Origin of the sequence: Paraburkholderia dipogonis, assembly GCF_046027395.1 — a bacterium.
GTDB classification, from domain to species: domain Bacteria; phylum Pseudomonadota; class Gammaproteobacteria; order Burkholderiales; family Burkholderiaceae; genus Paraburkholderia; species Paraburkholderia dipogonis_A.
In genome coordinates, this window is record NZ_JAQQEG010000017.1 from 41023 (window position 1) to 54429 (window position 13407).

At 62.6% G+C, this 13407-nt stretch carries 13 protein-coding genes; 6 read left to right on the forward strand and 7 right to left on the reverse strand.

Features of this window, described 5'->3' with window-relative positions:
• Positions 1–18 precede the first annotated feature (18 nt).
• The 3 genes from PQR32_RS18505 to PQR32_RS18515 all read right to left on the reverse strand — a co-directional run bounded on the left by PQR32_RS18505 (position 19) and on the right by PQR32_RS18515 (position 1913).
• A complete protein-coding gene (locus tag PQR32_RS18505; protein ID WP_408230080.1) occupies positions 19–792 on the reverse strand; it encodes an alpha/beta fold hydrolase in 774 nt (257 codons plus the stop codon).
• A 105-nt stretch (positions 793–897) separates the two neighbouring features.
• Positions 898–1512, reverse strand: coding sequence for a hypothetical protein (locus PQR32_RS18510; RefSeq protein WP_408229729.1), 615 nt, complete (start codon positions 1510–1512; stop codon positions 898–900).
• A gap of 95 nt (positions 1513–1607) precedes the next feature.
• Positions 1608–1913: a putative quinol monooxygenase gene (locus tag PQR32_RS18515; protein ID WP_408229732.1), complete on the reverse strand. Its 306-nt coding sequence runs from the start codon at positions 1911–1913 to the stop codon at positions 1608–1610.
• Positions 1914–2022: 109 nt separating this feature from the next.
• On the opposite strand from PQR32_RS18515, the gene PQR32_RS18520 reads away from it, so the two are divergent.
• From PQR32_RS18520 to PQR32_RS18530, 3 genes are all read left to right on the forward strand, one after another.
• On the forward strand, positions 2023–2982 hold the full coding sequence (locus tag PQR32_RS18520) for a GlxA family transcriptional regulator (RefSeq protein WP_408229735.1): 960 nt from the start codon (positions 2023–2025) through the stop codon (positions 2980–2982).
• 164 nt (positions 2983–3146) lie between these two features.
• Positions 3147–4358: a mechanosensitive ion channel family protein gene (locus PQR32_RS18525; RefSeq protein WP_408229738.1), complete on the forward strand. Its 1212-nt coding sequence runs from the start codon at positions 3147–3149 to the stop codon at positions 4356–4358.
• Positions 4359–4656: 298 nt separating this feature from the next.
• Complete coding sequence (locus PQR32_RS18530) at positions 4657–4989, forward strand: DUF190 domain-containing protein (RefSeq protein ID WP_408229741.1); 333 nt, start codon at positions 4657–4659, stop codon at positions 4987–4989.
• 91 nt (positions 4990–5080) lie between these two features.
• On the opposite strand, the gene PQR32_RS18535 is transcribed toward PQR32_RS18530, so the two are convergent.
• Together PQR32_RS18535 and PQR32_RS18540 are read right to left on the reverse strand one after the other, a co-directional pair.
• Complete coding sequence (locus tag PQR32_RS18535; protein ID WP_408229744.1) at positions 5081–6394, reverse strand: MFS transporter; 1314 nt, start codon at positions 6392–6394, stop codon at positions 5081–5083.
• Between the two features lie 131 nt (positions 6395–6525).
• Positions 6526–6957, reverse strand: coding sequence for a VOC family protein (locus PQR32_RS18540; protein WP_408208600.1), 432 nt, complete (start codon positions 6955–6957; stop codon positions 6526–6528).
• Positions 6958–7292: 335 nt separating this feature from the next.
• Here PQR32_RS18540 and PQR32_RS18545 point away from each other — a divergent pair, with 335 nt between their 5' ends.
• Entirely contained in the window at positions 7293–8033 is a 741-nt protein-coding gene (locus PQR32_RS18545) for a GntR family transcriptional regulator (protein ID WP_408229748.1), read from the forward strand.
• Positions 8034–8176: 143 nt separating this feature from the next.
• Here PQR32_RS18545 and PQR32_RS18550 read toward each other — a convergent pair whose 3' ends face one another.
• Both PQR32_RS18550 and PQR32_RS18555 read right to left on the reverse strand, forming a co-directional pair.
• On the reverse strand, positions 8177–9562 hold the full coding sequence (locus PQR32_RS18550) for an MmgE/PrpD family protein (protein WP_408229751.1): 1386 nt from the start codon (positions 9560–9562) through the stop codon (positions 8177–8179).
• An 81-nt stretch (positions 9563–9643) separates the two neighbouring features.
• A complete protein-coding gene (locus PQR32_RS18555; RefSeq protein WP_408229754.1) occupies positions 9644–10390 on the reverse strand; it encodes an FCD domain-containing protein in 747 nt (248 codons plus the stop codon).
• A gap of 191 nt (positions 10391–10581) precedes the next feature.
• Between PQR32_RS18555 and PQR32_RS18560 the strand changes: the two genes are divergently transcribed.
• Both PQR32_RS18560 and PQR32_RS18565 read left to right on the forward strand, forming a co-directional pair.
• On the forward strand, positions 10582–11943 hold the full coding sequence (locus PQR32_RS18560) for an MmgE/PrpD family protein (RefSeq protein WP_408229757.1): 1362 nt from the start codon (positions 10582–10584) through the stop codon (positions 11941–11943).
• A gap of 130 nt (positions 11944–12073) precedes the next feature.
• On the forward strand, positions 12074–13357 hold the full coding sequence (locus tag PQR32_RS18565; RefSeq protein ID WP_408229760.1) for an MFS transporter: 1284 nt from the start codon (positions 12074–12076) through the stop codon (positions 13355–13357).
• Positions 13358–13407 lie beyond the last annotated feature (50 nt).

Genomic DNA, 13407 nt, shown 5'->3' on the forward strand with positions numbered 1-13407 from the left:
GCTCGGAATAACAATCGCTTATTGGCCAGACTTCTGCGCGGCCTGTTCAATCAACGCCGCGACTTCCCGCGGATGGGATTCAAACACCGCATGGCTCGCACCGTTGATCTCGACCGTATTTGCGTGAGCGCGCGCCGCATACATGCGCTCGAGGTCCGGATTGATGATCTTGTCGGCCTTCGCGACCACGTACCAGCTCGGTTTTGTCTTCCATGCCGGATCGGAAATCTGCGCCGAGAACTCGGACGCCGCAAGCGGTATCTGCGCGTGCGCTTCGAACTCGGCCTGCGCACGCGGCAGGTCGGGCGCGAACTGCAACGGATAGTCGGCCGGTTTCAGGTAGACAAAATTATCCGGCGTGCCGACGATGGAGATGGGCGCACCCGGGTACTTCTTGCCGTTGGCCGCGATGGTTTCGCCGGCGTCGAGCGCATGCGCGGCGATGTAGACCAGCGAGCTCACGTGATCGTCGTTCCCAGCCTCACTAATGATTGCGCCAGCATAGCTGTGACCGACGAGTACGCACGGACCGTCGAGGCTACTGAGCACGCGTTTTGTGGCAGTCACGTCGTCGTTAAACGATGTCAGCGGTTGTTGCACCAGTGTCACGTGGTAGCCATCTTTTGTCAGAATGTTATAGACAGGGCGCCAACCCGCGGCGTCGGCGAATGCGCCGTGGACCACGACGATGTTCTTAACCGGTGCGGAAAAAGCAGGCGCGGCGGCAGTGGTAAGCAGGCAGAGTGCGGCGGCGGCTCGCGACGCGGCAGATCGTAACGTGGGAAAACGCATGGTGAATCCTTGAATAATAGAGGCGCAACAATAGATTAGGATTGGTGAATGAATGGAAACGAAGATTGAAATGTTGCGATATCCGGCCACTGCCGGCATCATGCGTTAGAACTGCGGCACCACGCCGTCCTTTTCGACGAACAGCACGTGCGCGTCATAAACGCCGTTCGCGCCTGGGGTTACCACGGCGAAGACTTTCTTTCCCGCGATTAGATCGGCTTTGCTGACCGGAACTGGCGTCACGACCGGCACGTTTGTCGGCACGGTCACCGTGCTGGATCCGCCCTTGTATGACAGATTAAGCTCACGGCCGCTGGCGCCGGTGACAACCGATACGACGTTTGCATTCGTCATCGTGCTTTGGGGACCGAAGTCATAGGCGAAATGCCCTTCGGCCGTACCACGTGCCGCTTCAGGAAAAACGATCATTGAAGTGGCCGTCAATTTTCCGTCGCTGCCAGTAAGCGCCGGCGTCCCGACGTACGAACCGACTTTGGCGTCGGAAAGTTTGGCGGCCTTGAAAGCCGACACTCCAACGTCCGGCTTGACGTCGATCGAGACGGTGTCGCCGCTGTTCCGGTGTACGGTCAGCATTTCGCCTTTGAACGACACGATATCGCCACGAATCCGTTGCGGTTTGACGTCAGGCGTTTGCGCGAAAGACAAGCTGGCAAACGCAACGGCAGCGAATACAACGCCTAGTTTGTAATGAATCGACACGAGTTACTCCATCTACATGAATGCGATTGAATCGGGGTGCCGCGGTTGCAGCAATCTCCCGCGGCGGGTTTGTGCGCTGCCGAGGCGCGAACGTGTCAGGGCAGTTGATTTTTCACGGCCAGGACGTCGATCGGTTCGATGGACGGGGGGCTTGCCAGCATCTCGTCGGCGCTTGTCATCAGAGCGTTGGCCATGCTACCGAGCAGGTGTGCCTGACGATCCTCTTCACTCGCAAAGGCGTCGAATACGCCGAACGTGGTCGGCGAGAACTTGAGGGCGAACCAGATCGGCGTGGTCGCCTCGCGATTGGTCATTTCAAGGCCACTGGTAAGGAAGTCTGCTACCGCCTGCTCCTTTCCCGGTTTGGCTTCAAGTCGGACAAAAAAGGCGTGCTTGATCATCTTCGTTCTCCAGTGTCCGCGTGACGGGTTCACGCGGTGAGTGACACTGTACAAACAGAGTGCGCAGGGGAATACTGTCTCAATCGACAATTTTGGTACCAATTCTGCCATGCGAATTTTTGTCCTTGCGCTCGATGGAGTGTTCGACACGGGTCTCACCACTGTGCTCGATAGCCTGACGATGGCCAACGGCCTTGCGCAAGCGACAGGAATGACCACGCCGGGCTTCGACATTACCGTGGTGGGACTGCGGCCCGAGGTGCATACCGCGCTCGGGATGCAGGTACCCGTTTGCGATATGTCCGACGCTCCTGCGCCGGATTGGGTCGTCTTGCCGGCGCTCAACCGCATAACGGCCGATGCGCTTGTGCCTTTGCTCGGCCGCGATGATGTGATCGATGCGTCAAGTGCCTTGCGTGCGTGGCGCAGCGGCGGCGCCCGCGTTGCAGCCGCCTGTACGGGCACGTTCGTGCTGGCTGAAAGCGGCTTGCTCGATGGTGGCGAAGCCACGACCACCTGGTGGCTCTCACCACTGTTCCGGCAGCGTTACCCGCACGTGCATCTGGATGCACATCGGATCGTCGTTTCCAGCGGCGGCGCGCTGACGGCAGGGGCGGCTCTGAGCCACGTCGACCTTGCACTCTGGTTGATCCGCAACAACAGTCCTGAGCTTGCGGCGCTCGTCGCTCGTTACCTCGTCTTCGATTCGCGGCTGTCGCAGTCCGCGTATGCGATCTCCGATCACCTTTCCCATTCGGACCCGCTCGTCGAGCGTTTCGACCGCTGGGTGCGTGAACGTCTCGACACGGCAATCTCGCTCGACGCCGTCGCCGAGGCATTGGCGACCAGCACGCGGACGCTGACGCGACGTCTGAACGCGGTGCTCGGTAAAACGCCCGTCGAGTACATTCAGGATTTGCGGATCGAGCGTGCCGTTCAATTACTCAAGACGACCAAGCTCACGGTTGATCGCATTGCCGAGCAGGTCGGGTATGCAGACGGTCACACTTTGCGAACGTTGCTGCGGCGGCGGTTGGGTAAGGGAGTGCGTGAGTTGCGGGGATCGTGAGTCACACTAGCCATCGTGCGATGCGCTCGCCGTCCGGTGCGGTAGAGTTCGCACGGTAGTGACACCCGCAGCATCGTGCGCCACGCTCGCCGCTACAGCACGCCGATCAAACAGCCAGGCCGGATCTGCCCCGCGAAACAGGTTCGCCGGCAATGGGAGAGTCTATGTTCGACAAGGCGCTGCGTATCGAAGGCGGGCCGGACTGGCATCACTTCCACGTCTATACCGATAGCGATTTCGTCGCGGTACTGCTCGTCGTGGCGCTGCTGCTCGCGATTCTGCTCGCGAGCGCGGTCTGCTACTACCTGACGCGCTCGATCATGCTGTTGATCGTCGGCCGCCTCGCGCGGCAGGAGCGGCACAAGTGGCTGCGAGCCGCCGAGCGTCACAAGGTCTTCCATCGGCTCGCGCCGCTCGTGCCCGCCGCGATCGTCTACGCGGCCGGCCCGCTGCTTTCCGGCATCACGTTTCCGCTGATCGCGGCGCTCGGGCATCCGCTGTCGGTGCTGGCGGCCTGCTACATGGTGTACACGCTGTTGCGCGCCGCGCTCGCGTTCCTCGAGAGTGTCAGCGAGCGTTACAGCCACTTCCCATCCGCGAGCGAGCGGCCGATCAAAAGCTTCCTGCAGATCGCCACCATCGTGCTCTACGTGATCGCGCTGATTGCCGTGATTTCGGTGTTGCTCGAGCGTTCGCCCGCTTACTTTCTCACTGGCCTCAGCGCGATGACGGCGCTTCTCATCATCATCTTCCGCGATTCGCTGCTCGGCTTCGTGGCGAGCATCCAGCTCGCCGCCTACGACATGCTGCGGGTGGGCGACTGGATCGAAGTGCCCGGCTACGTCGCCGACGGCACCGTGATCGACATCGCGCTGAACACGATCAAGGTTCAGAACTTCGACAACTCGATCGTCATGCTGCCGAGCTACGTCCTGCTGACAAACGGCGTGAAGAACTGGCGTGGCATGACGGAGTCGGGCGGCAGGCGCGTCAAGCATTCGATTCATTTCGACGCCGACACGGTCCGCTTTCCCGACGATGCGCTGCTCGCCCGGCTGCACAACGCTATCGACCCGCCGCTCTCGGCATTTGCGCCCGGCGACGCACGGCGCACGAACCTCGGCCTGTACCGTCTCTATCTGACCGCGCATTTTCGCGACCATCCGGCGATCCGTCACGACATGCCCCTCGTGATTCGCCAGGTGCAGTCGAGCCAGCCCGTCGTCGCGCTGGAGATCTTTCTCTACGTCGACGAGACCCGCTGGGAACCGTACGAAAACCTGCAGTCGGACATGCTGGACCATGCTTATGGCCTCGTGCCGCTGTTCGGCCTACGCTGCTGGCAGCAGCAATGCCCGTCATCCCGGCAGCCGTAGCGGCAGGCGCAATCGCGGGCATCGCGCATCGGGGCGTTCCAGCCGGTGGCCGGACCAATGGAACGTCGGCTTGATGAAAGCCGCCTCGGGCTAGTACTAGTTCAGCCCGGCATCTACACTTATTCCATACCTTGGCTGATGATGCCACCGACTGCGCCGAACAAGCGACGCAGGTATTGCCGCGCCTCTCCGCTGACAAGAACGATCAACGGCGATCCAGCGCGGAAAGCAACCGTCTTGCACGGGACCAGAGTAAGGCGCTAAAGCGCGACCTCTGGTCGACAGAGGAGACACCGACATGAACGGCTATCAGGTCACGTTCTTCACTCAACAGGATCGCCGCCATCACGGCAAGCCGCTGGCCGATTGGCTCGTCCATCTAGCGGGCGAACTCGGCCTGCGCGGCGCGACCGTGATACCAGGCTGCGAAGGAGTCGGCCAACATCACCACATTCACTCCGCACACTTCTTTGAGTTGGCCGACCAGCCTTTGTCCGTCGTGATGGCAATGACGAGCGACGAAGCCGACCGACTATTCGACCGGCTGCGCGCGGATGGTGTGCATCTGTTCTACGTCAAGACGCCTGTCGAGTTTGGGGTCATCGGCAGCGGGAACACTGCGAACTCTTAGCATACGATTGCGTGCGCAAACTCCGCGAGCCTCGACGCGCCCGGCTTGTCGCAAACCGACATGCATCGACATGTATCGGCAGGCGGCGCGTTCAATAAGCGTCCATCGGCGCTGCAAAGCCGCCGGCTTCTTTCGCCTTTGCGTCCGGCTCGCCGAGATACGGGCGGTCGGGGCGAATCCAGTGCGCGGCAATCGGCCCGAGCACGAGAAAGAACATCGACAGCGCAAACACCGGCTGCCATGAATGCATCGTATCGACCAGCCAGCCGACGAGCGGCGGCGATACCGATGCCGCAATGCCGAGTCCCGTGTTCATGATGCTGCTCGAGGTCGCCGCGTGATTGGGCGCGAGATCCATTGCGACGGCCCACAGCGGCGCGGTCACCAGTTCGGATAGAAACAGCGCGGCAGCCAGCGAGAGCGCGGCGAGCGTCGACGACGTGTGCAGGAACATGGGTATGAAGAACACGATCGGCGCGAGAAAACCGACCGTAATCAGCGTTTGACGCGAGCGGCGAATGTTGCCCGTCTTCTTCAGCATCAGATCGCTGAGCGAACCGCCGAGCGTCGTGCCGACTACGCCGCTCAAGAAAATCCCCGAACTGAAGATGGCTGAATGCCGGATATTCAGGTGATACGCCTGCGCGAAGAACGACGGCATCCAGTTCAGAAAGAACCACAGAATCCAGCCGTGACAGAAGCTCACGACGGTAGCCGGCCACAGGGCTCGCAGCAGCGGCGGCCAGCGCATCGGCACGCGTGTCTTGCCGAGTTTCGCGGGCAGGCGCGCGATGTCCTGGGGCGTGATGCCCGGATGATCGGCGGGATTGTCGCGGTAATACCAGACCCACAGCACGACCCACGCGAGACTCGCCGCACCGAGCACGATGAAAGCGATGTGCCACGAAAACGCGGTAATCAGACCGGCGACGAGGATCGGCGTCGAGGCATTGCCCAGCCGGGCACAGGCATGCGTGATGCCTTGTGAAAACCCGCGCCGCTCGGGTTCCATCCACGCGGTCAGCGCGCGGGCCGATGCCGGCACGATCGGGCTCTCCCCCAGCCCGACGACGAAGCGCGCGAGCAGCAGCGTCCCAAGCCCGCCGGCGAAACCGGTCAGGAGCGTGCCGAGACCCCACAGCACGCCGCACACCGCGAGCATCTTACGGGCGCCGAGACGGTCGCCGATAAAGCCGCCTGGAATCATCGCCAGCGCGTAGGTCAGCGCAAAGGCGGAAAACACGATGCCAAGCTGCGAGTTGCTCAGATGCAGATCGCGGCGGATCGCGAGAGCCGCGGTCGAAATGTTGGTGCGGTCCACATACATCAGGAACGACATGATGCACAGGACAATCAGTACGCCTGTCGTCGCGGAAAAGCGGTTGCGGCGGCGGATCGATTCCATCGTGTCTCCTCCTTGCGACCACGCAACGGCACACGCCGTTGCGTTTTGTGTCGCGGCGTCATGGGGGTCGCCCCACGTCGCCGTACGTCGAACAGTTCGCTATGAATTGGTGTGATGCGAACTGAAACGTCTTACTCGAGTACTTCGCCGTGTACGCCGGCGGCGAGCGTCTTCTTTTCCCAGCGTTGCATCGGCACGACTTCGGCAACCGGGCCGTTCGGCGAACGGAACTTGACCGGCAGATGACCTGGCGCCGTCAGGATTTCGCCGCCGTTTTCCTTGATCTGCGCGATGAACGCGTCGAGGTCTTCCACTTCCATGCCGATGTGGTGAATGCACGGCGCCGGGCCGGCGAAATCGGCTTCATCGGAGTCCGACTTCTCATAGTGAATCAGCGTCAGGTCCATGTAACCGTCGGTCAGGTGATGCGAAATGTGATCGCCGTTCTTGCCCTTGCGACGCACCGTATTCACGTGCTTGTAGCCGAACACGTTCTCATAGAACGCGCGTTCCTTCTCGACGTCTTCAACCTTGAATGCAATGTGCTTGATGAAATTCGGCATGGCCCATCTCCTCTGATGTAAGCGCGCGTGGTTGCGCGATGAAGATCAGTCTAAGACGACATGTTCCTTCAGTCAATCGAATCATTCGAATGATTCGAATTAATGGATAGCTTCGGGCCGATGCCGATTGCCTTCAACCATCACGCTCGGTATCGGCGTGGCGTCGATCACAGTCACGCATGCGGGTGTCGATCCTGTATCCTTCCGGAATTCGCCGTGCGGGCCGCGAATCCGACCGGAGGCAGCGCATGAAACGTGTGCGTCTCGCGGCCATCTCGATCGCGGATCGAGCGGCTTTTTCCGATTCCTTTTTCTTCACTCTGACACTGACCTGAATGCCAGGACTTCGTACTCCGGGAGAGCAACCGCTCTATGAAATCGTCCGCGCCGGTATTCTCGAGCGCCTTCGTACCGGCCAATGGACGGCCGGCGACAAGATCCCGACGGAGCCGCAACTGGCCGAGGAATTCGGTGTCGGCATCGGCACGATTCGCCGCGCCGTCGAAGAACTGGTGGCCGAGCGTCTGCTGATTCGCCGGGCAGGGCGCGGCACGATCGTCGCGAAGTTCGCCGACGAACATGCGTTCGACCACTACTTCAGCTTCGTCGATACAGATGGCGAATTACTGAAGGTCACCGCGCGCCTGCTGCGCTTCGGCAAGGAGCGCGCGAGCCCGGCGCTTGCCGCGACGCTCAAGCTCGCGCGCGGCGCACGGCTTGCCACCGCTGACAATCTTCGGCTGCATGACGACGTGCCTGTCATGCTCGATCGTTTGTGGTTTCCGCTCGATGTGTTCCCGACGCTCGAAGCCGAGATGTTCAAAGCACGGCGCGGCTCCATCTATGGCTTTTACCAGGAGCACTTCGGCATTTCGGTCGTGCGCGTGGTGGAAGATCTAGGCGGCGCGATCGCCGACGAAGAGGTGGCGCGCGCGCTGAATATCGAGGTCGGCGCGCCGGTGCTGCGCATCGAGCGCACGGCCTACACGTTCAAGGACCAGCCGGTCGAATTTCGCGTGCGCTTCGTCGATTCGAGCCGCTGTTCGTATCGGAACGTGCGTGGCTTGCAGGATTGAGCGACGTGCGTCGGCGGCGGGGAGGGCGGTTCGCCTGAGTGACTGCTTTGACGCGGTCGCGGCGTCTGCCTCGCGCCTCAAAAACGCTGCACGTCATCAACGAACGACGCCCATCAGTCAGGACGTCGTTCGCATCGACCAGTCTATTGCCGGAACTGCGTGAGCGCGCCGAGCGCCGGCTCGCCGAACACCGTCTCGCACCATACGCGCGCCTCGTCGGCGAGTGCGGCGCTCCAGCCGCCGTGCTGCGCGTTGTCAGTGAATTTGGCGGTGAGTTCGGCGCGTGACAGCGGTTCGCGTGCGCCGCCACGCATATGCGGCTGACGCACTTCCTGAACGGTGCCGTCGTTGAGCGTCGCGCGCAGATGGCCGGTGAAATTGCTCGGGTACTCGTTGTCGGGATCGATCACATAGCGGATCTTGCCGGCCAGCGCGAGCACCGCCGGATCGTGAATGCGCGCTTCGGTGAACTGGCTGAAGCCCGCCTTGCGGTCGAAGAAGCCCACGGCCATGCAGAATGGTGTGCTGAATTTGGCGGCGTAAGCGGTCGGCGGCCGATGCTTGACCGCGAGGTCTTCCCACAGCCGATGCACCGTGCCTTCGCCCACCTCACATACGATGTCGCGAATCTGATCCGCCTGCACGCCGCGCTCCGCGAGGGCGATCGCGCAATCGATATACGGCTGGGTCATCGTCCCGCACGCATAGGGCTTGAACGCGATGGTCTCCATGATCCACGACTTGCCGAGCGTATCGAGCACCGGCGAGAAATCCGGCGCGCGAGACGGTGCGAAAGCCTTGAAGAAACCGTGCTTGCCTTCGAGTACCGTACGCGGGCCGTCGAAGCCGCCGCGCGCCATCAGCGCCGCGCGAATGCCCGATTGCGCGGCCCATCCGGCGTGCATCCGCTTGGTCGAGGTGCCTTCGGCCAGATACTCGATGATCCCCGCCGCCATGCTGCCCGCGATACCGAGTGCCGATGTGGCCTGCTGCGGATTCAGGCGTAACGCGCTCGCGACGCCGCCCGCTGCCGCGAGTGCGCCGATCACGGCCGTCGGATGAAAGCCGGCGGTATGGATCGCGCGCGGCGCAACGAGACTCAGCCGGCACATCAGCTCTGTGCCGACGGCGATGCCGCGCAGCAATGCCTCGCCACCGAGGCCTTCGCGTTCGCACGCTGCCAGCACCGCGGGCACGACCACCGCGCCCGAGTGCACCGGACCGCCCTCGAAGGTGTCGTCGTAGTCTTCGCCGTGCGCGGCGGTGCCGTTGATCAGCGCCGCATCGAATGCACTGAAGCTGCCCGCGTGACCGAGCGCCGTGCAGGCGCCGCCCGCATCGGTGGCTTGCAGCGTCGCGCGGATATACGATTCGTCGCGCCCGGCAATGCACAGACCCGTCACATCGAGCAGCAGCAGACGCGCGATCTCGACAGTCTGGGCAGGCAACGCCGACGCGTGCACATCAGCAATCCAGGCGCCGAGTTTTTCGCCAATGATTCCGTGTCCTTCTGGTTTTTCAACGCTCATAGGGTGACCACTCCGAGTCGGTGATGAAATGCGTGCGCTGCTGTCTCGCGCGCGGGCCTGACAAGCAGGTGTGTCGCGCGGCTAGCGCGGACCGTCGGCGAGCGAGGTTTGCGCCGCTTCACCGGCGGCGCCGGCCGCGGCCGCAGCCGCGGCGTCTTCCGCGCTATGCGCGGCGATCGCGCGCTGGAAACCCGCCTGCACATGCTGACGCATTGCCAGCGCGACGGCTTCGGGATCGCGGGTAGCGAGCGCGTCGAGAATCATCCGGTGCTCGGCGTGCGACGCCTGCGAGCTGCCCGCAATCGAAAAACCGCGCCGGCGCAACAGATGGGTGCGATTGACCACTTGCCGGTAGAAACCGAGCATCGTCGGGTTGCCCGCCAGTTCGACCAGCCGGTCATGAAAGGCAATATTCAGCGTGAAGTAATTGTTCAACTCGCCGTGGATTGAACTGGCTTCGAGCTGATCGAGCATCGCGTGCAGCTCCTGCAACTGCGCGTCCGTGATCTTCGATGCCAGCCGGCGGCCGGCCATCTCGTCGAGCCCGGCGCGCACTTCATAGAGGTCGGCGGCTTCATCGTCGGAAATCTCGCGGATGTAGACGCCGCGATTCTTTTCGAGCAACACGAGACCGGCTTCCTCGAGCGCGCGAAACGCCTCGCGCACCGGACTGCGGCTGATCTTCAGGTGGTCGGCGAGATCCATCTCATTGAGTTTCATGCCGGCCTTCAGCTCGCCCGTCTTGATGCGGCGGAGAATTTCCTCTTGCACGAGACCGGACAGCGTGACGGAGCGAAGCAACTCGAGCGAAGTGGTGGGGCGGGACATAGACGGACCTGTATGAGGAAAGCGGCAGTGTACAACGCACATTGTGTCTTGAAGATTGTCGACAACATACTATCCACAGCGCAGGTGCGCAACTAGAACTTGCCATGATTTGCGTATTGTCGACAATATGTACAATGCGACCTTGTACCTTAGCGGCTCCCTTTCATGCCTTGACTACTCTTTCCGCTCCGATGACCCAAGCCGATCGCGTCACCCAAACTCTCGCGCGCTACCTCGTCAACGCGCGTGCCGACAGCCTGCCGCAAGCCGTGCGCGACCACGCAGTGCGCACTTTCGTCAACTGGATGGGCTGTGCGGTCGGCGCGTCGCGGCATGAAGCGGTCGAGATCGCGATGGCGGCGCTCGCGCCCTTCGGCGGCCCGGCGCAGGCGAGCGTGCTCGGCCGCACCGAAAAGGTGGACGTGCTGAGCGCGGCGCTCTTCAACGGCATCAGCTCGCATGTGTTCGACTTCGACGATACGCATCTGAAGACCGTGATCCATCCGGCGGGGCCGGTGGCGTCGGCGATTCTTGCGCTGGCCGAGTATCGACCGGTCAGCGGCAAGGAGTTTATTCTCGCGCTGACGCTCGGCATCGAGACCGAATGCCGGATCGGCAATGCGGTGTATCCCAACCACTACGATATCGGCTGGCACATTACCGGCACGGCGGGTGTGTTCGGCGCGGCGGCCGCCGCGGGCAAGCTGCTCGGGCTCGACGAACAGCAGATGATCTGGGCGCTCGGTCTCGCGGCGACGCAGCCGGTCGGCCTGCGTGAGATGTTCGGCACGATGACCAAGAGCTTTCATCCAGGACGCGCGGCCCAGAACGGCCTCGTGTCGGCGTTGCTGGCGGCGCGTGGCTACACGAGTTCGCAGCAGGGCATCGAAGCGAAACGCGGCTGGGCGAACGTGACGAGCACGCATCGCAACTACGCCGAAATCACGGAAGGGCTCGGCGAACGTCATGAAAGTCTGCTGAATTCCTACAAGCCGTTTGCGTGCGGCATCGTGATCCATCCGGCGATCGACGGATGCATCCAGTTGCGCAACGAACATGCGCTGAAGGCGGACGCGGTTGCGTCGGTGCTGCTGAAGGTGCATCCGCTCGTGCTCGAACTGACCGGCAAGCGCACGCCGCAGACCGGGCTCGACGGCAAGTTCAGTGTCTATCACTCGGCGGCGGTGGCGATCATCGACGGTCGCGCCGGCGAGCATCAGTACAGCGATGCGGCTGTTCATGACGCCGCGACGGTGCGGCTGCGCGACAAGGTCACTGCCGAGATCGATCCCGCGATGCCGGCTGACGCCGTCCACATCACGGTCACGCTGACCAGCGGCGAGCGGCTCGAGAAACATGTCGAGCACGCGATCGGCAGCATCGATCGGCCGATGAGCAATGCCGAGTTGGCCGCCAAGTTCACCGATCTGGTCGAACCGATTCTGGGCGGCGCGCACGCCGCGAAGCTGCTCGAAGCGGGATGGCAGATGGAATCGCTGGACAACATCGCGACGCTGGCCGAGTTGGCGCGCCCTGTCGAGAAGACGTCGTAAACGACGCACACGTGCAGTACCGGTGACACGCGCCTCGTGCAAGCAGGGGCGCGCGTCATCGATAACATTGTCGACATAACACAAGCCGCGATACTCACGAACGCGGCGGACCGTGGATTCAGGAGACGAGATGTCGAGTTCCGTCGGTGTGGCAGTCGCAGTAGCGCGTCCGTATCGCGTCTTTATCGCCACCTGGGCGGGCTGGATGCTGGACGGCTTCGACAACGCCATCTACATCTATGTGATCGTGCCGGCGTTGACGGAGTTACTGCCGAAAAGCGGCTTCGTGGCCGATCACGCGCACATCGCGCGGCTCGGCGGTTTGATGTTCAGCCTCTTCATGCTCGGCTGGGCTTGCTCGATGTTCTGGGGATGGTGCGCGGATCGCTTTGGCCGCGTGCCGACCATGTGCGCGACGATTTTCATCTATTCGATCTTCACCGGCGCCTGCGGGCTCGCGCCGGGCATCGTGTCGTTCGCGATCTTTCGGTTTTTGACCGGCTTCGGCATAGGCGGCGAGTGGGCCGCCGGTGCGCCGTTGTTGCAGGAGTCGGTGCCGGAGCATCTGCGTGAACGCCTGTCGGGATGGCTGCATACCGGCACGCCGATCGGCTTTCTGCTGGCGTCGGCCGCCGCGCTGGTGATATTGCCGCTGGGCGGCTGGCGCGTCCTGTTCCTGATCGGCAGCGCGCCCGCGTTGCTGACCATCTGGCTGCGGCTCGGCGTACCGGAGTCGCGTCGCTGGCAAGAACAGCGACGCGCACAAGGTCCGCGTGCACGCGTCAGCGACCTGTTCGCGCCTGGCATGGCGCGCACCACCTGGTCGGCGGCACTGATGATGACGTGTCTGATCTTCGGGCTGTGGTCGTCGACATTCTGGATTCCGACGCTCGTGATCACCTGGCAGCGCGCGGGCGGCGCATCCGTTGCCGATGCGCAGTATCTCGGCTCGCTGAGCGGCTTGATCCTGAGCGTAGGCACGCTCGCGGGATGCGTCGCCATGCCGTGGATCGTGCGCTGGATTCCGCGTCGCAAGTCGGTCGCCAGCGTGTTCTTCACCGGCGCCCTGATCTGCAACGTCACGTCGTACTTCGGCATTGTGGTGCTGCTGAAAAGCCTGCCGCTATTCCTGATCACGCTGCCGCTGCTCGGCTTTTTCACGAGCGGCGTGTTTTCGCTGTTCACGATCTGGCTGCCCGAAATGTTTCCGACGATGCAGCGCGCGCTCGGTTCCGGATTCGCCTTCAGCTTCGGCCGCGTGCTCGGGGCGGCGGGGCCGTCGATTGTCGGTGCACTCGCGGCGATGTTCGGTTCCTATCCGCTCGCGATCACCGCTGTCTCGCTGATCTATCTGGTCGGTCTGTTCTGCGTGAAGTGGGCGCCGGAAACCGCGCATCGGGCACTGCAGAGATGATCCTACGTATTACGAATAATGTGCGTCGGGCGCCGCAGGGCGTCGGCGGC

What these genes read in the sequence shown, in the direction of transcription:
- PQR32_RS18565 (WP_408229760.1), top strand. Translation starts at nt 12,074, where the DNA reads ATGTCGAGTTCCGTCGGTGTGGCAGTCGCAGTAGCGCGTCCGTATCGC.
- PQR32_RS18550 (WP_408229751.1), bottom strand. Translation starts at nt 9,562, where the DNA reads ATGAGCGTTGAAAAACCAGAAGGACACGGAATCATTGGCGAAAAACTC.
- PQR32_RS18515 (WP_408229732.1), bottom strand. Translation starts at nt 1,913, where the DNA reads ATGATCAAGCACGCCTTTTTTGTCCGACTTGAAGCCAAACCGGGAAAG.
- PQR32_RS18535 (WP_408229744.1), bottom strand. Translation starts at nt 6,394, where the DNA reads ATGGAATCGATCCGCCGCCGCAACCGCTTTTCCGCGACGACAGGCGTA.
- PQR32_RS18540 (WP_408208600.1), bottom strand. Translation starts at nt 6,957, where the DNA reads ATGCCGAATTTCATCAAGCACATTGCATTCAAGGTTGAAGACGTCGAG.
- PQR32_RS18560 (WP_408229757.1), top strand. Translation starts at nt 10,582, where the DNA reads ATGACCCAAGCCGATCGCGTCACCCAAACTCTCGCGCGCTACCTCGTC.
- PQR32_RS18525 (WP_408229738.1), top strand. Translation starts at nt 3,147, where the DNA reads ATGTTCGACAAGGCGCTGCGTATCGAAGGCGGGCCGGACTGGCATCAC.
- PQR32_RS18520 (WP_408229735.1), top strand. Translation starts at nt 2,023, where the DNA reads ATGCGAATTTTTGTCCTTGCGCTCGATGGAGTGTTCGACACGGGTCTC.
- PQR32_RS18530 (WP_408229741.1), top strand. Translation starts at nt 4,657, where the DNA reads ATGAACGGCTATCAGGTCACGTTCTTCACTCAACAGGATCGCCGCCAT.
- PQR32_RS18545 (WP_408229748.1), top strand. Translation starts at nt 7,293, where the DNA reads ATGCCAGGACTTCGTACTCCGGGAGAGCAACCGCTCTATGAAATCGTC.
- PQR32_RS18555 (WP_408229754.1), bottom strand. Translation starts at nt 10,390, where the DNA reads ATGTCCCGCCCCACCACTTCGCTCGAGTTGCTTCGCTCCGTCACGCTG.
- PQR32_RS18505 (WP_408230080.1), bottom strand. Translation starts at nt 792, where the DNA reads ATGCGTTTTCCCACGTTACGATCTGCCGCGTCGCGAGCCGCCGCCGCA.